General features: G+C 68.5%; 19 protein-coding genes. 11 read left to right on the top strand and 8 right to left on the bottom strand.

The window, feature by feature from the left end:
* The first annotated feature begins 42 nt into the window (after positions 1 to 42).
* Positions 43 to 1,212, top strand: a complete 1,170-nt coding sequence (locus tag ABMA10_RS02745) for a glycine C-acetyltransferase (protein ID WP_347869659.1) — start codon at positions 43 to 45, stop codon at positions 1,210 to 1,212.
* A gap of 1 nt (position 1,213) precedes the next feature.
* Here ABMA10_RS02745 and ABMA10_RS02750 read toward each other — a convergent pair whose 3' ends face one another.
* Together ABMA10_RS02750 and ABMA10_RS02755 are read right to left on the bottom strand one after the other, a co-directional pair.
* Positions 1,214 to 1,594: a bleomycin resistance protein gene (locus ABMA10_RS02750; RefSeq protein ID WP_347869658.1), complete on the bottom strand. Its 381-nt coding sequence runs from the start codon at positions 1,592 to 1,594 to the stop codon at positions 1,214 to 1,216.
* A 58-nt stretch (positions 1,595 to 1,652) separates the two neighbouring features.
* The gene (locus tag ABMA10_RS02755) at positions 1,653 to 2,933 is read right to left on the bottom strand and encodes a CynX/NimT family MFS transporter (RefSeq protein WP_347869657.1); all 1,281 of its coding nucleotides are present in this window, start codon (positions 2,931 to 2,933) and stop codon (positions 1,653 to 1,655) included.
* A gap of 53 nt (positions 2,934 to 2,986) precedes the next feature.
* On the opposite strand from ABMA10_RS02755, the gene ABMA10_RS02760 reads away from it, so the two are divergent.
* On the top strand, positions 2,987 to 3,787 hold the full coding sequence (locus ABMA10_RS02760) for a helix-turn-helix domain-containing protein (RefSeq protein ID WP_431031156.1): 801 nt from the start codon (positions 2,987 to 2,989) through the stop codon (positions 3,785 to 3,787).
* 40 nt (positions 3,788 to 3,827) lie between these two features.
* On the opposite strand, the gene ABMA10_RS02765 is transcribed toward ABMA10_RS02760, so the two are convergent.
* Positions 3,828 to 4,334 (bottom strand): GNAT family N-acetyltransferase, encoded by a 507-nt coding sequence (locus ABMA10_RS02765; RefSeq protein WP_347869655.1) that lies wholly within the window; start codon positions 4,332 to 4,334, stop codon positions 3,828 to 3,830.
* Positions 4,335 to 4,487: 153 nt separating this feature from the next.
* On the opposite strand from ABMA10_RS02765, the gene ABMA10_RS02770 reads away from it, so the two are divergent.
* The 5 genes from ABMA10_RS02770 (at position 4,488) to ABMA10_RS02790 (ending at position 7,939) form a co-directional block, all read left to right on the top strand.
* The gene (locus ABMA10_RS02770) at positions 4,488 to 5,243 is read left to right on the top strand and encodes an SDR family oxidoreductase (RefSeq protein ID WP_431031157.1); all 756 of its coding nucleotides are present in this window, start codon (positions 4,488 to 4,490) and stop codon (positions 5,241 to 5,243) included.
* A gap of 116 nt (positions 5,244 to 5,359) precedes the next feature.
* Positions 5,360 to 6,676, top strand: coding sequence for a GNAT family N-acetyltransferase (locus ABMA10_RS02775; protein ID WP_347869653.1), 1,317 nt, complete (start codon positions 5,360 to 5,362; stop codon positions 6,674 to 6,676).
* A gap of 50 nt (positions 6,677 to 6,726) precedes the next feature.
* The gene (locus tag ABMA10_RS02780; protein WP_347869652.1) at positions 6,727 to 7,140 is read left to right on the top strand and encodes a hypothetical protein; all 414 of its coding nucleotides are present in this window, start codon (positions 6,727 to 6,729) and stop codon (positions 7,138 to 7,140) included.
* Positions 7,137 to 7,355 (top strand): helix-turn-helix transcriptional regulator, encoded by a 219-nt coding sequence (locus ABMA10_RS02785; protein WP_347869651.1) that lies wholly within the window; start codon positions 7,137 to 7,139, stop codon positions 7,353 to 7,355. Before ABMA10_RS02780 ends, ABMA10_RS02785 begins: the two co-directional genes overlap by 4 nt.
* A 131-nt stretch (positions 7,356 to 7,486) precedes the next feature.
* The gene (locus ABMA10_RS02790; RefSeq protein WP_347869650.1) at positions 7,487 to 7,939 is read left to right on the top strand and encodes a hypothetical protein; all 453 of its coding nucleotides are present in this window, start codon (positions 7,487 to 7,489) and stop codon (positions 7,937 to 7,939) included.
* A gap of 42 nt (positions 7,940 to 7,981) precedes the next feature.
* Here the strand turns inward: ABMA10_RS02790 and ABMA10_RS02795 are convergent, their stop codons facing one another.
* The 3 genes from ABMA10_RS02795 to ABMA10_RS02805 form a co-directional block, all read right to left on the bottom strand.
* A complete protein-coding gene (locus ABMA10_RS02795; protein ID WP_347869649.1) occupies positions 7,982 to 8,809 on the bottom strand; it encodes a dienelactone hydrolase family protein in 828 nt (275 codons plus the stop codon).
* An 82-nt stretch (positions 8,810 to 8,891) separates the two neighbouring features.
* Positions 8,892 to 10,547, bottom strand: coding sequence for a hypothetical protein (locus ABMA10_RS02800; RefSeq protein WP_431031158.1), 1,656 nt, complete (start codon positions 10,545 to 10,547; stop codon positions 8,892 to 8,894).
* A gap of 396 nt (positions 10,548 to 10,943) precedes the next feature.
* Positions 10,944 to 11,891: a patatin-like phospholipase family protein gene (locus ABMA10_RS02805; protein ID WP_347869647.1), complete on the bottom strand. Its 948-nt coding sequence runs from the start codon at positions 11,889 to 11,891 to the stop codon at positions 10,944 to 10,946.
* 344 nt (positions 11,892 to 12,235) lie between these two features.
* Between ABMA10_RS02805 and ABMA10_RS02810 the strand changes: the two genes are divergently transcribed.
* Positions 12,236 to 15,337, top strand: a complete 3,102-nt coding sequence (locus ABMA10_RS02810) for a lamin tail domain-containing protein (RefSeq protein ID WP_347869646.1) — start codon at positions 12,236 to 12,238, stop codon at positions 15,335 to 15,337.
* 289 nt (positions 15,338 to 15,626) lie between these two features.
* On the opposite strand, the gene ABMA10_RS02815 is transcribed toward ABMA10_RS02810, so the two are convergent.
* On the bottom strand, positions 15,627 to 15,833 hold the full coding sequence (locus ABMA10_RS02815; RefSeq protein WP_347869645.1) for a hypothetical protein: 207 nt from the start codon (positions 15,831 to 15,833) through the stop codon (positions 15,627 to 15,629).
* A 72-nt stretch (positions 15,834 to 15,905) separates the two neighbouring features.
* Between ABMA10_RS02815 and ABMA10_RS02820 the strand changes: the two genes are divergently transcribed.
* The 3 genes from ABMA10_RS02820 to ABMA10_RS02830 all read left to right on the top strand — a co-directional run bounded on the left by ABMA10_RS02820 (position 15,906) and on the right by ABMA10_RS02830 (position 18,436).
* Positions 15,906 to 16,268: a GntR family transcriptional regulator gene (locus tag ABMA10_RS02820; protein WP_347869644.1), complete on the top strand. Its 363-nt coding sequence runs from the start codon at positions 15,906 to 15,908 to the stop codon at positions 16,266 to 16,268.
* 56 nt (positions 16,269 to 16,324) lie between these two features.
* A complete protein-coding gene (locus ABMA10_RS02825; RefSeq protein WP_347869643.1) occupies positions 16,325 to 17,308 on the top strand; it encodes a hypothetical protein in 984 nt (327 codons plus the stop codon).
* Positions 17,309 to 17,401: 93 nt separating this feature from the next.
* Entirely contained in the window at positions 17,402 to 18,436 is a 1,035-nt protein-coding gene (locus ABMA10_RS02830) for an aldo/keto reductase (RefSeq protein ID WP_347869642.1), read from the top strand.
* A 107-nt stretch (positions 18,437 to 18,543) separates the two neighbouring features.
* Here ABMA10_RS02830 and ABMA10_RS02835 read toward each other — a convergent pair whose 3' ends face one another.
* Positions 18,544 to 19,029 carry a GNAT family N-acetyltransferase gene (locus ABMA10_RS02835; RefSeq protein ID WP_347869641.1) on the bottom strand — a complete coding sequence of 162 codons (486 nt, stop codon included), beginning with the start codon at positions 19,027 to 19,029 and terminating at the stop codon, positions 18,544 to 18,546.
* Between the last annotated feature and the right edge of the window lie 90 nt (positions 19,030 to 19,119).

Genomic DNA, 19,119 nt, shown 5'->3' on the forward strand with positions numbered 1-19,119 from the left:
ACCACGACCCACCATCCGCCCACTCGACCCCGAGGAGACGACATGTACGGCACCATCAAGAACCAGCTCCGCGAGCAGCTCGACCGCATCGAGGCCGACGACCTCACGAAGCGCGAGTTCGCGATCACGTCCCGCCAGGGCAGTCACGTCACGATCGACGGCCGCGAGGTCCGGAACTTCTGCGCCAACAACTACCTCGGCCTCGCCAACGAGCCCTCCATCGTCGACGCCGCGAAGCAGGCCCTCGACGACTGGGGCTACGGCCTCGCGAGCGTGCGGTTCATCTGCGGCACCCAGCAGATCCACCGCGATCTCGAACAGGAGCTCAGCACCTTCCTCGGCACGGAGGACACCATCCTGTTCTCCTCCTGTTTCGACGCGAACGGCGCGGTGTTCGGAGCACTGTTCGACGAGCCGGACGCGATCATCTCCGACGCGCTCAACCACGCATCGCTCATCGACGGCATCCGCCTGAGCAAGGCCCGCCGCCTGCGCTACCGCAACCGCAACATGGCGGACCTCGAGCAGCAGTTGCTGAACACGGCCGACGCTCGTCGCCGCATCATCGTCACCGACGGCGTCTTCTCGATGGACGGCTTCTATGCGCCGCTCGACGAGATCTGCGACCTGGCAGACAAGTACCGGGCGTTGGTCCTCGTCGACGACTCGCACGCTGTCGGTTTCGTCGGCCCCGGAGGTCGCGGAACGCCTGAGCTGTTCGGCGTGCAGGACCGCGTCGACATCCTCACCGGCACCCTCGGCAAGGCACTCGGCGGTGCGTCGGGCGGATATGTGAGTGCGAAGCAGGAGATCGTCGACGTGCTGCGGCAGTCGGGTCGGCCGTACCTGTTCTCGAACAGTCTCGCGCCGTCGTTGGTCGCCGGGGCGCGTCGAGCGGTGGAGCTCGCAGCCGATGGGGACGAGCTGCGCGCCGGGCTGTTCCGCAAGGCGGACCTGTTCCGCGAGCGCATGACCGCTGCGGGTTTCCGACTGCTGGAGGGCTCGCACCCGATCATCCCGGTGATGTTCGACGACGAGCAACAGGCCGTTCAGGTCGCTGCGCGGATGCTGGAGCAGGGCATCTACGTGATCCCGTTCAGCTTCCCCGTCGTGCCGCGAGGCGAGGCCCGCATCCGCGTGCAGATCAGTGCTGCCCACAGCGAGCAGGACATCCTCGACTGTGTCGCGGCCTTCGAGGCGGCGCGGGCGTAGGTCACTCGCGCTGTTCGATCAGTGTGAGTTGCGTCCCGTCGAGGTCGATGAGAAAGCCTGCTCGCAGGCCCCAATCCTGCATGCGCACCGGGTGGAGCCGCGGCGCTCCGGTGTCGGCGACGGGGATGCCGGATCGACTGGCGGCGTCGTAGAGCTCGTCGACGTCGGCGACCCGGAGGCAGCACATGAAGTTGCTCGTGCGCGGGTCGAGATCGGGCGTGGGGAAGAACTCCAGCTGCACGGAGCCGCGCATGAGGATCAGCCAGCCGTCGTCGCGGAAGACACGGGAGAACCCGAACGCTCCATAGAACGCCTCGGTGGCGTCGAAGCTGCGCGACGGAAGGTTCGGGACAGCACGGTCGGTCGCAGGGGTCGGGGTCATGCCCGTCATGATCGCACGAAGGTGTGCTCGTCGAGAAGCGAGTTCCGACGCATCCCACTCACCCCACGCGACGCAACACATGACGCTCGCGGCTCGCGGCCGAACCCGCCAGGAACTGCCCGACGAGCAGCGCCACGAGCACGACGATCGGCACCACCCAGCCGTTGGTGACCGAGTGCAGGAGACCGATGCCGAGCGGACCGAAGCCGGCGAGGAGGTACCCGGTGCCCTGCGCCATCGTCGACACGTGCGCTGTGTGCCGGGCGTCGGGCGAACGCAGCACGATGTAGCTCAACGACAGCGCGATCGAGGCACCCTGACCCAGGCCGAGCATCGTCATCCAGAGCCACGGTGCCGCACCCGTCGGCGCGACCAGGAGCCCGACGAGACCGACGGCGCTGAGCGCGGCGGAGACCCCGACGAGCAACCAGCCTGCGCGAACCCGCTGCATCAGGACTGGCACGACCAGTGCCGCGACGATGCCAGGCGCGCTCGAGTAGGACAGCAGCAGGCCGGCATCGTGAGCGGAGACCCCGGCGTCCTGCAGCAGTGTCGGCACCCAGGTCAGCGCCGCGTAGTAGCTGAGGCTCTGCAGGCCCATGAACGCAGTCACGGCCCAGGCGACCGGGTCGCGGAACAAGCGGCCGAGGCTCGGCTCGTCGCGCTGCTCCACCGGTGCGTCGAGGACACGGTGTGTTCCAGGGACGTGGCCCGGATTCTTCAGCGCTCGCGGGAGCCAGACGACGAGTGCGACCACTGCCGGGATCGCCCAGAAGCCGAGAGCGCCTCGCCACGAACCGTCGAATGCGGAGAGGAGGGGCACGGTGAAGGCAGCCGCGACGGCCGCGCCGATGAACAGCGCGGTCGAGTACAGGCCCATCATCAGGCCCACCCGGTGCCCGAAGTCCTGCTTGATCGCCGCGGGCATGCACACGTTCGCGACGGCGATCGCGGCGCCCACCAGGACGGTCCCACCGAACAGGGCGATCGGCGAGTCGATGAGCCGCACCCCGATACCGATCGCGACCGCGGCCATCGTGATCCCGAGGAGCCGGTGCAGACCGATCCGACGGGTCAGCATCGGCGTCAGGAAGGCGAACGCACCGAACGCGAACACAGGGATCGTCGTGAGCAGGCTCGCGGTCGAGGCCGACACCTTGAGGTCGTCCTCGATCGCCGCAAGCACCGGGCCGACCGACGCGACACCGATGCGGAGGTTGAACGCGATCAGCAGCAGACCGGCACCGACGTACACACCGAAGAGCGCAGCTCCGCGACGTGGATTCGTGCGGGGTGTCGGGGTCGAAGCGGTGTGCGGCGGTTGGTGGAACGTTGTCATACCCCTAGTAGATCGAATCCGCCGCACCGGGGAAACACGTACAATACCGTACTGTGTTGAAAACTCGCCAAGCGTCGTCAAGCCGGGCCGACGTGGAATGGGCGGTCGGGCTGGCTTCGACCACCGACGAGTCCACGACCGAAGGCGCATACCGATTCGATCACGCTGAGACCTCCCCGCGGCACTCGCACGCGCAGGGGCACCTCGTCCACGCGGCGTCCGGCGTGCTGTCGCTCGTCACCGACCAGGGCGCGTGGATCGCCCCGGCGAACCGTTTCGCATGGGTGCCCGCCGGATTCGAGCACCACCATCGTGCGCACGGCCGCACCGGCATGCGGATCATCTACGTCGACCACGCGCTCGCCGAGGGCCTACCGCACGAGCCAGCCGTGCTCGTCGCCACCATGCTCGCGCGTGAGGGGGTGCTCTCGCTTACCTCCGGCGAGCCGCGATCAGCAGCGGCTCGCGAGCGTCTGCGGCACGTGATCGTGGACGAGGTCACGACGTCGCCGGAGCAGCCGCTGCACCTGCCGGAGCCGGGCGATCCGCGCCTGCGCGCCGCGATCCGGCACGTCGATCGGGATCTCGCCACACCGCTGTCGCTGGAGGTGCTCGCCCGTCGATCAGGCACCGGCGCGCGCACCCTCAGCAGACTCTTCAGCGAGGAGACCGGCATGGGTTACCGGCAATGGCGTCTCCAGCTTCGTGTGCACCGGGCGCTCGTGCTCCTCGCGAACGGGATGAGCGTCACCGAGACGGCGTCAGCCTGCGGATGGGCGACGACCAGTCAGTTCATCCAGCAGTTCACGCCGCTCGTCGGTATGACCCCTGGCCGATACCAGCACGGGCGGTAGTCGCCGCCTTCACCGTCCTGCGGTGGGTGGATCGATGTCGTCACGCGTGCAGCTGCATCGCCAACACGTGCCGCGTGTCCCCGTCCGCACCATGGTCGTCCTCGACGCGGTGCATCCCGATCTTCTCCGCAACCCGCTTCGACGCCTCATTGTCAGGGTGGACGATCGCGACGAGCTCGGCCGAGGCGGTGCGCGCGCGCGCGAACTCGACGCAGGCCGCGGCGGCCTCCGTCGCGTAGCCCCGACCCTGCTGCGCGACGCTCACGTGATAGCCGACCTCGAGCATCCTCACCCCGTTCACGTCCTGCCAGGTCAGGCCGCAGTCTCCGACGAAGTCGCCCGCGTGCGTCTCGATGATCCAGAGGCCGAATCCGTGCGTCGCGTAGTTGTCCTTGTTCCAGGTGATCCAGGCCGCAGCCTGCTCGCGGGGCTTCGGTGCCGGATAGAACTGCATGACGGCCGGGTCACCGAGGAGTGCGGCCATGCCGTCGAGGTCGGTCTGGCCCATCTGCCGGAAGCGGAGTCGTTCGGTGTCGTGCGGAGGCATCCACCCACGCTACTCGCGGAGACGACATCGCGCCGGTCGGCTGTGAATCGCTCCACCCGCTATGTTCGACACGAGGCCAGGCCGGTCGTTCCCGCGCCCGTGCGAGCTGCTTCCAGGCCCGCGGGTCGGTATGCGCAGGAGAGGAGCCACCCGATGAAGATCGCCGTCGCAGGAGGAACCGGGGCCGTCGGGCGCCTGGTCGTCGAGGTCGCGCAGAGCCGCGGACATGCGACGGTCGTGCTGGCACGATCTGCCGGCCTCGACCTCGTTGTCGGACACGAGCTCGCCACGGTGCTCGACGGGGTGGACGCCGTCGTCGACGTCACCTCGACCTCGACGCAGTCGGGGAAGGCGTCCGAGGCGTTCTTCGGCGGCGTGACCAGGAACCTCCTCGGCGCCGAACGCGCGGCGGGCGTCGGACACCACCTCGCGCTGTCGATCGTCGGCAGCGACCGCGCGCCGTTCGGCTACTACGCGGGCAAGGCGCTGCAGGAGCAGCTCGTGTCCAGCGGCCCGGTCCCATGGACGATCCTGCGGGCGACGCAGTTCCACGAGTTCGCGCAGCGGATGTTCGCCCAGTTCACGGTCGGTCCGCTCAGCCTCGTGCCGACGATGCGGTCGCAGCCCGTCGCGGCACGCGAGGTCGCGGAACGGTTGGTCGCCCTCGCGGAAGGCGCACCGGCCGGCCGACCCGCTGACCTCGCCGGACCCGAGGTGTTGCAGATGGCCGACATGGTGCGCGCCTACGCGACCGCCGTCGGTCGGAAGTCTCGGATCCTGCAGCTTCCGCTGCCGGGTGGCTTCGGCAAGGCCATGCGCGACGGCACGATCCTCGCCGGCCCCGACGCCGACCACGGGACGCAGACCTTCCACGAGTGGGTCGCGGAGGTCGCGCGCGCCTCGGCCTGAGTCAGTAGCGGGGCGGCTGAGTCGCACCCGTCCTCCACAGCCTCGACATCGCTGCCGCCTGCTCGCCCGTGGTGCGGGAGCCCCCGCGTCGCAGATGACTCACCTAGGGTGGAGATGTGGCTACAGACAACGACTTCGACACCCGGTATGAGCTCCGCGAGTTCCCCGTCGGCATCGCCGCCGACGGTGAACCGACTCCGGAGACCCGCGCAGCACTCGACCAGATCGGCTTCGGCTTCCACGAGCCGAACCCGAAGCCCGGTGCCCACAAGCGCAAGGCGGAGGGCCTCGTCGCCGACGGCGTGACCATGCTCGGTGTCTACCGCCGCCAGCCTGTCGCGGGGTCCGTGGACGAGACGTGGCCCGCCGGCACCTTCTCCTGGTTCCCGAAGGCACTCAGCTGGGGCGACGGCACCACCATCAACACGCAGGCCATCTCCGACGTCACCGTCCGGCCGACCGAGCGCCGCCGCGGAATCCTCCGCCGCATGATGACCCACGCGCTCGAACGAGGCGTTGCCGAGGGCTTCCCGGTCGCAGCCCTCACCGCGAGCGAGGGCACGATCTACCGCCGCTTCGGCTTCGGCACCGCCATCCGCGAGCGCGATGTCACCGTGAAGCGTGCGCGGGCTCTGCCGTTCCTGACGCCGACCAGCGGTGTCGTGTCGGTCGTCACCCCCGAGTTCCTCAACGAGAGCGGCGTCGGCCGTCGCGTGTTCGACCGCTTCACCGAACGCTCGATGGGTTCCATGGTGCGCAACACCGCCACCTGGCCGTTCGTGCTCGGGCTGCGGGGCAGTGATGGTGAACTGGTGCAGAACGTCCGTGCCGCCGTACACCGATCGTCGGACGCTGACGAGGTCGACGGCTACGTCACCTGGCGGGTCGCTGAGCGCCCGGGCGGCCAGACGGCGATCGAGGTCATCGACCTCGTCTACGCGACCGATGCCGCCTACCTGTCGCTGTGGGAGTTCCTGCTCTCCATCGACCTCAACGACCTCGTCAAGTACCGCGGCGCACGACTCGACGACCCGATCGTCACCGTCCTCGCCGACTCCCGTGCGTTCGACATCGACCACGAGGAGGACCACGTCTGGCTGCGCATCCTCGACGTGGTGGCCACGCTCCAATCACGCCCCTACGCCGCCGATGGATCGATCACGATCGCTGTGACGGACACCCTCGGGTTTGCCAGCGGCACCTACCGTCTTGATGTGAGCAACGGTCGCGGCACGGTGGAACGGATCGCCGAGGGCTCGGACGCGGACATCGCCCTCGACGTCGCCGACCTCGGCGCCCTGCTGCTCGGTTCGGTCTCGCCCGTGACGCTCGCCGCATCGGGCCTGCTGCGGTCGGACGACCCGGCGTCGGCGATCCTGTTCCGGTCGATGCTGACGCCCGCTCGCGCCCCGCACGGGATCACGTACTTCTGAGGCTGACAAGGTCGCTTGACAGATGCGCGCCTGTCAAGCATCATTGACACATGACAAGCACACTTGACACATCACCTGGTCCGAGCGAACGCGCGCGGGTGCGGCGCTTCGCCCTCACCTTCGTCCTCACGATCGTCGCGTTCGGTCTCGTGTTGGCCGCATCGCTCATCTGGGGCGACCTCGACGGCGACAGTCCCTGGCGTCTCGCCTGGGCCGTCGCGCCCGCCGTGCCGATCGCCGTGACCGCCGGCGTCCTCATCCGCTACGTCGCGAGCTCGGACGAGTTCGAGATCCTGCAGCTCTGCAAGAGCCTCGCCGTCGGCTTCGTCGCCGCGATGATGGCCTCGATCGTCGCCGGACTCCTCGGCGCCGCCGGCCTGGAGATGCCCGGACTCGGATTCATCATCTACGGCGTCGGTATGTTCACCTGGCTCGTCGCCTCGATCGTCCTCCGCATCCGATGAACAACATGCTGCGCGACCGGCGCCAGGAGCGCGGCTGGTCGCAAGGGGCGCTCGCCGAAGCGCTCGGTGTCTCGCGCCAGACCGTCAATGCCCTGGAGACCGGTCGGTACGACCCGTCGCTGCCGCTTGCATTCCGGCTCGCCGCGCTGTTCGCCTGCCGGATCGAGGAACTGTTCGAGCCGTCGGCCGAAGATCTCGGGGGTGCCAGGGGCTAGGGGCGTCTGACCACCTTTCGCGTCTGCAGTTGCGCGGGTGCCCGGCCCACGGGAACCGCCGGCGTCATACACTCGCGGTGAGGGCGAAGTGCCAGGCCGGGACGCCGGCACCGGGCGATGGAGGGAACACGATGTTCGGTTCGAAGAAGACGAAGCTCAGCCTCAGCGACCTGATGGCGGAGCTCAGACCCGACCTGAGCCGGGAATCGCTAGGGGTCGGTCCGGACTTCCCGGGCGTCGCCCCGAACCCGATCCTCAGCAGTGACGCACGGAGACGCAACGCGGAACTGCGTGCGGGCGTGCTTGCGCTCGGCGTTCTCGTCGACTGGCGCGAGGTCAGCAGCGACGGCGGAGTGCGCGTCGTCCTGATGCTCGATGTGGAGACCGCCCAGGGCGTCTCGTTCCGCGGCATCGCGGACGAAGACCTGACCGTCACCCAGCTCACCCGACTCGCCCCCGGACAGACCCTGCCCGTGCGCTACCGGCCGGCCGTCATGGACCACTACGTCGCCGTCGCTCGAGACGCGGACCCCGCCGATGTGCAGCGGCTCTCTGACGAGATCGCGCGCCGCAAGCGCAGCTGACCCTTGGCCGACGGCCGGTGCGGATGATGGGGCTTCGAGCCGCTATGCGGTCGGCGCTGGTCCCGCAGCCACGAGCCGGTCGCGCAGGAAAGCGACCATCCGGCGCCTGGCCTCGAACGCCGGGTGACCGTCGCGTTCGCGCACTTCGCCCGTGAGGACCGAGTGAGCCGTCTTCGAGAACCCACCCGCGTTGCCTGGTGAGGAATCGAGCTCGATCACCTTGAAGGCGTCGCCGAGTCGTGCCGCGATCGTCGCGAACCGTTCGCGGGGGACGGCCCGGTCCTCGCTGAACCGGAGACCGAGCGCACACACTGAGCCCGCTGCAGCTCGGGTGGCGACCGCGTCGAACTCGTCCGGGGACATGCCCGGGTCGATGCGCCTGGCGCGACTGATCGGGAACGGCGTCGCCGGCTGGCTCATCACCGACGCGAGCACGCTGTCGTCCACCGCAGCAGCCAGGGCGAAGCCGCCCGAGAAGCACATGCCGATGACGCCGACCCCAGCGCCCGGGGTTCGAGCGTTGAGGTCGGCGGCGAGCGCGCGCACGTGGTCGGCGATGGGCCGGTGGGCTCCGGTCGCGAACGCCTTGAACTCCGCCGACACGCACACCTTCGACGCACTGCCGATCGTGTAGCCGACGCTCATCTCGCGGCCAGGGGTGCCGAACGGGGACGGGATCGAGACGGTGAACCCCTCATCGACCAGGTGTTCGGCGAGCCCGAGCACCTCGGGCGTGAGCCCCGGAAGCTCGGGGATGAGCACCACGCCCGGCCCGGCCCCCTGCTCGAAACGGTCGTGTGTCACACCGCCACCGGTGAACGGCGTCCGGATCCAGCCGGTGAGATCTGCGCGCGGCGCGATGTCGGTCATGTGGGGAGCGTAGTCCTGCGGCGGTCGATCTGTGGTAGCCACAGACGGCATGGCATTGCGCGCGGAACTCGAACGCCCCGCATCACTCCCGATTCAGGGTGAGGATCCCGCTGGGCACGTCCTGGGCGTCGCTCACGAGCACTCCTGCCTCAAGATCGTTCTCACGCAGATATTTGAGCGCGCGCTCGACGGATTCGATCTTCCGCTTCAGTTCCTTGAGTGACGGTGACCCAGGGTCGGAGAATTCGTCGAGTCGCTCGTGCTCACGCCGAACCTCGATCTCGATGTCCGTCAGCACCTGCCACACCGTCGGGTCCGAATCCAAGTGTTGGTATTGCCGAATGATCTCCGCCGCCAGTTTGCGTTCGACGATTGCTTCGAGGGTTTCGGCCGACGTACCGGAACCGGCGAGACCGTAGGCAATCCCACCGCCTCCTGCTGTGACGAGCGCCCCTGCGGTGAGGAGTCCGCCGATCATCCCACCGGGACCGAACGCGGCGAGAGCGCTCGTGATGGCGGCGGCTCCAGCAAGGCCTGCGCCAGCCGCTAGCGCCAGGCCGCCGGTCGCGACGACGATCGCCGCAGCCCCGGCGCCGAGCGCGCCCCACTTCACCCAGCTCATGTTGAGGCCACTTTTCAGGGCGTCCTCCGCGCGTCTTGTCGCAGCGAAGACGTCTGTGCCGTACTTCGTCCCCAAGCCCATCTCGGCGGTCAGCTCTTCCATCGCAGCCTGCCAGGTGTCTCGTGGGATGGAAATCTCGAACGGGCGGATCACGTTCTCCGCGACGAGGATTGAGAGCAGGAGGACGGCGTCGTCCTTCGTGATGTGGCGACTCGGAGCCGGTTCCGGGAGCGGCGCTTCGGCATCAGACAGGTCGAATGCGAGTCGTGCCACAGTTGTCGGGACAGCGCGCCCATCGTTGCGGTTGCGCATGGTGATGTCGTCCACGGCCGTTGCCTGCACGTGGCGCAGTGCACCGAGGAATCTGTCTCGTTGGTCCCCAGCGAGCCTCGATTTCACGAGATGCGCGTATCGAAGAGCGAGGAGTGCCAGATGCTCGGAGAAGTCCAACGGGATGTCGTCCGTCGCGTCGATGATCGCGAGCTCCTTCGAGCGCGAACCGTACAGGGCGTATCCCACCGCCTCAGCAACGGCTTTGTCGCTGAGGTACTCGGCAGCGGCATGCGCAGGCAGCGGCAGCGCTCGGGTGTCGATGCGGAAATCGACCATCCAGGGGAAGGCCGAGGAGACTCCGCGGTGGGCGGAGACCGGGTCGGGGGCATTCCAGAAGTTCACCCACCATGAGAGGTTTGTCGGTGGCTCTTTCATCGCATCGCGAAGCTTGACGACCTCAAAGCTTCCGTTCGCAAGCGGACTGCCGATCGTCACCATGCCGGCGATGTCGAGGCCGACCGGAAGGCGACGGACGACGTCGGCTGCAATGACCGAGCCGAGACTGTGTCCTACGATGACGATGCGTCCGCTGTCGGGGAGTTGCCCGAGGATCTGCCGCAGTACCTGGGCGCGCACCTGAGGATCGCTGAGATAGTTGCGCACCTGGATGAACAGCGGCAGGCCGAGGGCCGCGTCGACAACGACATTGAGGATCGCGTTCCCCAGGGCGGGGTTGTCGCCACCATGGTGGCGCCCGAGTCGATACTCGACTGCGCCCATTCTGCGTTCGAAGTTCCGGCGGTTCTGCTTTGCTGCGTCGCGGGCAGGGGATGGGATCGTCACCGGAGGAAGCTTTGCCGGCTCGTCCCACCCTTTCAGAGCATGGGCGTACCGCGGTGCGATGACTCGAACCCCCTCCAGGCTCGGGTAGCCCACCTCCGTGAGAGCCGTTGTCAGGCTGACACGCCACGCTTCGTCCTGATCGCCGTCGCCCATGCCGTGAAGGAACAGAAGGACGGGCTGGTCGGTCTCGGCAGGCTTCATCACGCTGGGTCTCTCAGATCTCGACCATCAGGTCGGTTGCGGCGAATATCGGCGGAAGCGCGGCGGATTGGCACAGGTTGTGAGCGGACTGCCACGAGCGCCCAGGACAGTATCTCGGGGGCCAGCCAGGGGTCATCAGTCCCAAAATAGGTCACGTGTCCGGTTTCTTGAGCGATCCGGCAGACGTGGGGTGCCTCACCCCCAGAACACGGCGAGCGGTTCCGCGAGTGCGCGACCCTGCGCGAACCCGGCTCGCGCGGCGGGCGGGCGGGTCGACGGGCGCATCATGTTGTCACCGAAGGCTTCCAGTGAGGCCGCATCAGGAAGGACGGACTCGACGCGACTCCCACCCGCGCGCAGCTCCTCGACCTGCACGGCGAGCTGCATACCCCAGCCCAGTGGAGCGCGCGTTCGTCCACCGAGTGGTGACAGGACGACGACACGATCGGAGCCTGCGGCGAGGTCGGCGTTCTCGCTCGAACGCCGGTAGCCGCCGTCGATGTAGAGGGCGTCCCCGATCAGGTACGGTGCACCACCCGAGGTGCTGGCCGCGACGGCGTCCACGAGTTCGACCCCGCTGTGGCGGTCGAACTCGACCGGTTCGGCAGTACGGGCATCGACCGCGGTGAGGAGCAGGCGCTGCTCTGCCGGCCAGTCCCGGTTCGGGAAGCGGGCCGCGACGATCTCGCGCCACCGAGCACTGGCCTCCGGCGTCGTGCCGAGAGCGAGCGCCGACGCTGCCAGGCGGCGTCGCATGTCGTCGGGGCCGGTCGATGAAGCGATGACGTCGTTCGTGCGCTGCAGATGGTCGACCATCGGGCTGGCAGCACTCCCGCCGGGGCGGGCGCCTGGTGATCGAGGCCCGCCGGTCGGGTGCGCCGTGACCGAAGGGGGCGTCGCGTCGAGGATGTCGGCCAGGAGTCGGTCGGGGCGTGAGCCGGCGAATTGCGCGGCAGCCGTCGCACCGGCCGAGGTACCGATGACGAGATCGGCGTCGGTGACGTCGAGCCCGCCGTCGAGGAGCCCGGCGACGACGCCGATCAACCACGCGTTGCCGGCCGAACCGCCACCACCGAGGACGAGCGCGCGGCCGTGCGGAACAGCCGGTGTACCGGAGGAGAGTGGGGAGGGAGAAGTGTTCATGGGAGTCGCCTTTCGCGATGAGCTGGCGAGCGCTCCCGACTACGACGAGATGCGTCGCGCGATCGTGTGCTGCGGGGGAGCGCCCAGTGCGGGTACTGCGTTCATGGGGCTCACCTCCAACGGTCGGATCACGATCGGCACGACGGTAGCACGACGGGCTGTCGAGCGCACCACTCTCGGCGTGCCTTCGAGGCCCGCAACGGGGCGGGTCCACATGCCACTCACACGATTCGTGCGTCCGCTCACCTGCCGTTCACCTGCGCGTCACGTGCGATCCTCCGTCCGGCAACCCGGCGCCGATGGAATCGAGGGGACCCCCTGCACCCCTTTTCCTCAGGAGATCCATGCCCACGCTCAGACGCGTGTTGACGATGACGGCAGCGTGCGCCATCGGCGCCACGGCCCTCATCGCCACACCAGCCACCGCCTTCGCCGAACCGGCCGGCACCGCCGCACCAGGCATCCACATCAACGAGGTCGAGTCGTCCGGGGGAGTCCCCGGCGACTGGGTCGAGTTCACCAACACCGCATCCACCGCCGTCACCCTCGACGGTTGGATCGTCCGCGACAACAAGGACGACAGCGCATACACCTTCCCCGTCGGCACGACGGTGGAGCCCGGCGCATTCCTCGTCGTCGAGGAGGACGCGCTCGGCTTCGGTCTCGGCAAAGAGGACTCCGTCCGCCTGTTCGACCAGGCACTGAACCTCACCGACGAGTACTCGTGGACGGCGCATGCCGACATCACGTACGGCGTCCTCGCCGACCGGTCGGGCTGGGGGCAGACGACCGAGTCCACCAAGGGTGCCGCGAACGCATTCAGTACTCCCGAGGTCCCGGACGCGCCCGGCGAGATCCGCATCAACGAGATCGACTCGCAGCCCTTCGACTGGGTCGAGTTCTTCAACCCGGGTACCGCGGCTCTCGACATCTCGGGGTACGAGATCCGAGACAACTCAGACGACCACCGGTGGCAGTTCCTACCCGGCACGTCGATCGCTCCCGGTGAGTTCCTCGTCGTCGAGGAGTCGACCATCGGACTGTCCGGCGGTTCAGAGGTCGCCTTCCGCGACCCGATCGGCATCGGCAGCGCCGACGAGATCCGTCTCTTCGACGCGAGCGGCACGCTCCTCGACCGCTCCGGCACCTGGTCGGGCCACGCGGCGATCGACGGCGACTTCATCTCGGCGACCCTCGCCCGCTGCCCCGACGGTGAGGGCGCGTTCACCCTGGCCCGCATCACGAAGGGCGCGGCGAATGACTGCGTGCTCCCGAACGTCGCGATCAACGAGGTCGAATCGGACGGCGACGCGACCGACTGGGTCGAGATTGTGAACCTCGAGCCGACGGCTGTCGACCTCTCCGGCTGGACGCTCATGGACAACGACCCCGTGGGCCACGCCGACCAGACGACGCCTCTCCCCGCCGGAACGATCCTCGAGCCCGGCGCCTACTTCGTGTTCGACCAGAACGTGAACTTCGTCTTCGGTCTCGGCAACGGCGACACCACCACGGTTCGGAACGCCTCCGGCGCGACCGTCGCCGAGTACACCTACGCCGCCCACGCGGAGGGTGTCCTCGCCCGGTGCCCCGACGGCACGGGCGAGTTCGTCGACACCGCCGTCTCCACCAAGGGTCTGCGCAACGCGTGCGGCAACCCGGTGCGCATCAACGAGGTCGAGTCGGACGGCGGCTCGCCCGACGACTGGGTGGAGCTCGTGAACCCGACGGCGTCCACGCTCGACGTCTCCGGCATCGTCGTGAAGGACGACGACGACACCCACGCCTACACGATCCCCGCCGGCACGACCATCCCGTCCGCCGGCTACCTCGTCATCGAGCGCGACCAGCTCGGCTTCGGTCTCGGCGGCGGCGACACCGTCCGTCTCTTCGAGGGTGACTCGCTCCTCGACTCGACCACCTGGGGCGAGGGTCACGCGGCCACCACCTGGGGTCGCTGCCCGGACATCACCGGCACCTTCGCAGTGACCGCCGAGTCGACCAAGGGTGCTGCGAACCTCTGTGCCGGCGAGATCCCCGTGGGTGCCTGGCCCGGCTCACCCGACGTGACCGTCATCGACGATGCCCCGATGTTCCTCGAGGACAGCTCCGGCCTCGACACGCAGGTCACCGACGAGGGCGCGTTCCTCTGGGCGGTCGACAACGGCACCGGTTCGTTCTGGAAGCTCGCCATCGCTGCCGACGGTTCGATCTCCTTCGCCGACGGCTGGGAGGACGGCAAGCGTGCACGCTTCCAGAAGGACGCGTCCAACCCGTCCGCTGCGGGCCCCGACACCGAGGGCATCACGGTCGACGGTGACGGCGCCGTGTACCTGGGCGTCGAGCGCGACAACAGCGTCAAGGGCGAGACGTTCAATGCGGTGCTGAAGATGGACCCGAACGCCGCGGGTCCCGACGTCGTCGCCTCGCAGGAGTGGGACCTCACGGCCCTGCTGCCGACGGTCGGTGCGAACCTGGGCGTCGAAGCGGTCGAGTGGGTGGCCGACGGTGACCTCGCCGGGAAGCTGTTCGACGACAGCACGAAGACGACGTACGACCCTGCCGACTACGCCGGCCACGGTGACGGCCTGTTCTTCGTGGGCGTCGAGGACACCGGCGGTGTGTACGCGTTCGCGCTGAACGCCGACGGTTCCGCTCAGCTCGTCTCCACGATCGACCCGGGTCTCCCGGCGGTCATGGCGCTCGACTACGACACCACCCTCGGTGTCCTGTGGGCGATGTGCGACGACGGGTGCGCCGGGACGGGTGCGCAGATCACGTTGAACGGGACCTCGCAGCCGGGCGCCGCGCACGTCGCGCGCCCCGCTGGTCTGCCCGACATCAACAACGAGGGCTTCGCGACCCTCCCCGCCTCGCAGTCGATCGACGGCCAGCGTGCCGCGTTCTGGTTCGCCGACGGGTTCGCCTCGCAGGCGCTGCGTCAGGGGTCGCTGCCGGGTGCGTCGGTCACGCCGCCGACGGGTGGGGTCACGCCGCTGCCTGAATCGGCACTGAACGACGAGAACCGCGGCACGATCACCGTTCCGAAGTCGGCGAAGCCGGGTGAGACGATCACGGTCGGGCTCGGCGTCTCGGGCGCCGGAGCCGATGTCGAGGTGTGGTTGTACTCAACGCCGGTTCGGATCGCTGCGGGAACGACCGACGCGTCGGGGAACACTGCGGCGACGATCCCCGCCGATGCGACGCTCGGTGCGCACCGCATCGTGGTCTACGCAGCTGACGGGACGCTCCTCGGGTGGGCCGAGCTGGACATCGTCGCGGCCGCGGGCGCGGGCGACGGCGGTGCGGGCGCTGGTTCGTCAGCCGGTGGTGCGCTGGCGACGACGGGTACTGAGTCGCCGACCGGCACGATCGCTGCCGGCGTGCTGCTGCTCATGCTCGGAGCGGCGCTGCTCGTGGCGCGTGCGCGCCGACGCGCGGTCTGATGAGCTGACCGTCTGAACGACCCGACGGCCCCGGTTGCGCTTCGTGCGCGGCCGGGGCCGTCGGCGTGCGTGGCTCCGGGCGCTGGGTGTGTGTGGTGTGCTGCCGCCAGCGCGGTGCGCTCGACCGGGCGCGGGGTATTGGCGCGGGCGCGGGTCTCTGGCGGGGTGCGCTCGCGCCAATGGGGTGCGGCTGCGGCGATCGGCGCGGTCCATCGCACAGCGACTCGCGCTCGGTCCAGCGCATCGCGCTGACCACGAGTCCCGGATGACGGGTTCTGCGGGTCGTGCGCTACTGCAGCGGCGTCGCGCTGGTGTTCGTGGTCATGCTCGCACGAGTGGCACGACGGCCTGCCTCGGTGACCTCGGCGTGGTGCTTCCGCAGCGCGGAAAGGACTGCGGTGCGGATGATGAAGATCCACAGCAGCACGAACAGGACGAAGCCGAGTGCGTAGGCGGCGATGAGGGCGATGAGCGTGGCGGCGGGGTCAGTGTTCACCCGCGCAGCATATCGATCACAGCCCGACACCCGCTTTCATACAATGCGCAGTGTTCTAGTAGCATTGTAAACATGTTGTTCCGCATCGATCCCGACTCGGGCGCCTCCCTCGCCGATCAGCTGGCCGTGCAGGTCCGTGCGGGAATCGCCGGTGGCGCCCTCGCGCCAGGGGAGCGGCTGCCGCCCGCTCGCGACCTCGCCACTGCGCTGCAGGTCAACATGCACACCATCCTCCGGGCCTATGGGCAGCTGCGCGATGACGGACTGGTCGGCATGCGCCAGGGTCGCGGCGCCTGGGTGCGTGAGGATGCGGTCCCCGGGCTCGTCCGAGTGAACGAACTCGTCGAGCAACTGGTCGGCGAAGCGCGCAAGGTCGGACTCTCTCCACAGGAGCTCGGCCGCATCCTCGAGCGCGCGCTCGACGTGAAACAATGAAATACCAGACATCCAGACCATCCGAAGCGCCGAATCGCCACGCTCAGGGGGAGCACATGCACGACACCATCGCACCGAAGCCGAGCCGCCTGCGGCAGGTGATCGCAGCGCTCACAATGCTCGTCCCGCCGCTCGCGATCGGCGTGAGCTACCTCGCATGGGCGTCCGATCTCCCGGCCGATGTCGCGTCGCACTGGTCGGGCACCGGCGTTCCTGACGACAGTCTGCCGACGATTCCCGTGTTCATCGCGACGTTCGCCGTCTCCGTCGTCGCGGCGGTCGGTGCCATTGTGCTCCTCGCCCTGCCGAAACCGCACATGCGCACCAAGCGCATGATCATGCTGTTCATCGGCTTGGTCGCAGGCATGGCCGCAGGCGTCTGGATCATCCCGACTTGGCTCACCGTGCAGGCAGGGTCCGTCGAGGGGGCAGTCCTTGGGCTCTGGGTCATCCCGATGGCGGTGAGTTCGCTCTGGGGCATCATCCCCGCGGCGATCCTGCCGCCGCAGCCGATGCACTTCCCGGGCGCGACGCCGGTGGCGATGGAGCTCGGCGAGACAGAGATCGGCGCGTGGAGCCGCACCATCACGGCCAAGATGTTCCTCTGGGTGACGCTCGGCGTTGTCGCTCTGACGGCGGTGATCTACGTCCCGCTCCTGATCGAGGGGGGTTTCGAGGTTGCGGCCTTCGGGCTCATCACCATGTTGGTCGCGGCCCTCGTGTGTGCCTCGTTCATCCGTCTGCGGGTGAGTGTCGACTGGAGGGGCCTTCGCGTCGTCTCGCTCTTCGGGATCCCGCTGAAGCGCATCGCGCTCGACCAGGTGGCGGTCGTCGAGGCGACCGAGGTCCGTCCAATGGACTGGGGTGGCTGGGGATATCGCGTGATGCCGGGCCGGTCGGCAGTCGTGCTGCGTTCGGGCCCCGGCCTCGTCGTGACCACTGCGGCCGACAAGCAGTTCGCGATCACGATCGACGACCCCGAGCAGCCTGCCGCACTGCTGCAGGCGCTTGCGGGACGCGCAAGGGTGGGCGACACCTGACCGTTCGTCGGTCGGCGCGCCGCGCCGGCACCATCGTTGCGGCGGATGACGACCGAGCTGTCCAGGACGCCCCGCACCGCATACGGTGAAGGCATGAGTGAAGTGCGCACCCCGACTGCCCTCCCCACGACGACCATCGGTACCGCCGACGACAGAGCAGAGGTCGGCGCCATCGGGTACGGCGCCATGTCCATCGCAGGCACCTACGGAGCGATCGACGACGCGGACGTCACCGCCGTCCTCAACGCGACGCTGGCGGGCGGAGCGAACCTCATCGACACGGCGAACGTCTACGGCAACGGTCGGAGCGAGGAACTCCTCGGCCGATACCTCACCGGACGTCGTGACGAGGTGTTCCTCGCCTCGAAGGTCGGCATCGTGAACGGCGGCGGCATCGGCAAGCGTGGCATCCGCGGTGACCGCGACTACATCCACGAACAGATCGACCTGTCACTCGGTCGCCTCGGCACCGACCACCTCGACCTCTACTACCAGCACCGCGTCGACCCGAACGTCCCCATCGAGGACACCGTCGGGGCGCTCGCCGAACTCGTCACCGCCGGCAAGATCCGCCGCATCGGCCTGTCGGAAGCGACCGGAGACGAGCTCCGTCGCGCGCATGCCGTGCACCCGATCGCCGCCATCCAGTCCGAGTGGAGCATCGTCAGCCGGGACATCGAGACCTACGTCGTCCCGACCGCTGCCGAACTCGGGGTCACTGTCGTCGCGTTCTCGCCACTTTCCCGCGGGCTGTTCACCGACTCCTTCGGCGCAGACGACGTCGACCTCGGCGGCACCAGAGCCAACTTCCCGCGCTTCCAGCCCGAGCATCTGCAGGCCAACCTCGCCCTCGCAGACGACTTCCGGACGCTCGCGCGCAGTCTCGACGTCACGGCAGAGGCGCTTGCGATCGCCTGGGTCCACGACCGGGCGTCCCAGCTCGGCGCGAACGTCGTCTCCATCCCAGGAACGCGGAGCGTCGCGCACCTGCAGGCGAACTTCGCCGCTCTGGACATCGAGCTCTCTGACGAGACCCGCGCTGCGATCGACACCTTCGCGGTGCGCGTCAGCGGCCCGCGCGCGTCGGACCCGAATTGGGTGTCCGGAGGTCGCGAGGGACTCATCTGAGCCTCGGGCATTCCGAGACGCACCGGACGCATCACGACGGGTGAGACCGGTGAACGGGCGCGCGCTGAGCCCGCGCGACCACGTGGTCGCTGGCCCGCGAACAGCCGTCAGTCGTTCGGAGCGCTGGTTGCGAGGTCCTTCACGAAGAACACCCGCCGATAGCCGTGTTCCTCAGCGCGCCGAACCTCGGAGAAGCCGCGACGCCGGTAGAACTCGACGTTCTCGACCATTGCTTCGTTCGTATACAGACGGAGTTGCGGTCGGCCAGCGTCGCGTGCGATCTGCTCAGCGTGAGCCAGCAATCGTGACCCGAGCCCGGTGCCCTGCGTCTGTGGTGCCACGGCGACGTTCTGGATGAGCACACCACCGGGTTCCACCACGACCGTGATCATCCCGACGACCTCGGCGTCGCGCCAGGCCAGGATGGTGTCGCCGTCGGCGACGACCTGGCTGTAGTCGAGCAGCATGGGTGCCGGTGGCCGAGGCATGCGTTCGACGTACACGTCGTAGGCGGCGAGCGCGAGTGCGGCCATCGCGGGTGCGTCCTGCTCGCGCGCTGCAGCGAACTTGAACGGTCCGGTCTCAGTGGGCATCCGACAATGCTGGCATGAGGACGGTCGGGTGCGGGGTGCGTTGGCGGAGGGGCCCCTGGACGTCGAAGGCACTCCGCAGGAGACTGGACG

Origin of the sequence: Plantibacter sp. RU18 (assembly GCF_050613355.1) — a bacterium.
In the GTDB taxonomy this organism is placed as follows: domain Bacteria; phylum Actinomycetota; class Actinomycetes; order Actinomycetales; family Microbacteriaceae; genus Plantibacter.

Coding starts and splice junctions, on each gene's coding strand:
- ABMA10_RS02745 (WP_347869659.1), top strand. CDS start 43: ATGTACGGCACCATCAAGAACCAGCTCCGCGAGCAGCTCGACCGCATC.
- ABMA10_RS02750 (WP_347869658.1), bottom strand. CDS start 1,594: ATGACCCCGACCCCTGCGACCGACCGTGCTGTCCCGAACCTTCCGTCG.
- ABMA10_RS02755 (WP_347869657.1), bottom strand. CDS start 2,933: ATGACAACGTTCCACCAACCGCCGCACACCGCTTCGACCCCGACACCC.
- ABMA10_RS02765 (WP_347869655.1), bottom strand. CDS start 4,334: ATGCCTCCGCACGACACCGAACGACTCCGCTTCCGGCAGATGGGCCAG.
- ABMA10_RS02770 (WP_431031157.1), top strand. CDS start 4,488: ATGAAGATCGCCGTCGCAGGAGGAACCGGGGCCGTCGGGCGCCTGGTC.
- ABMA10_RS02780 (WP_347869652.1), top strand. CDS start 6,727: ATGACAAGCACACTTGACACATCACCTGGTCCGAGCGAACGCGCGCGG.
- ABMA10_RS02785 (WP_347869651.1), top strand. CDS start 7,137: ATGAACAACATGCTGCGCGACCGGCGCCAGGAGCGCGGCTGGTCGCAA.
- ABMA10_RS02790 (WP_347869650.1), top strand. CDS start 7,487: ATGTTCGGTTCGAAGAAGACGAAGCTCAGCCTCAGCGACCTGATGGCG.
- ABMA10_RS02795 (WP_347869649.1), bottom strand. CDS start 8,809: ATGACCGACATCGCGCCGCGCGCAGATCTCACCGGCTGGATCCGGACG.
- ABMA10_RS02805 (WP_347869647.1), bottom strand. CDS start 11,891: ATGAACACTTCTCCCTCCCCACTCTCCTCCGGTACACCGGCTGTTCCG.
- ABMA10_RS02810 (WP_347869646.1), top strand. CDS start 12,236: ATGCCCACGCTCAGACGCGTGTTGACGATGACGGCAGCGTGCGCCATC.
- ABMA10_RS02820 (WP_347869644.1), top strand. CDS start 15,906: ATGTTGTTCCGCATCGATCCCGACTCGGGCGCCTCCCTCGCCGATCAG.
- ABMA10_RS02825 (WP_347869643.1), top strand. CDS start 16,325: ATGCACGACACCATCGCACCGAAGCCGAGCCGCCTGCGGCAGGTGATC.
- ABMA10_RS02830 (WP_347869642.1), top strand. CDS start 17,402: ATGAGTGAAGTGCGCACCCCGACTGCCCTCCCCACGACGACCATCGGT.
- ABMA10_RS02835 (WP_347869641.1), bottom strand. CDS start 19,029: ATGCCCACTGAGACCGGACCGTTCAAGTTCGCTGCAGCGCGCGAGCAG.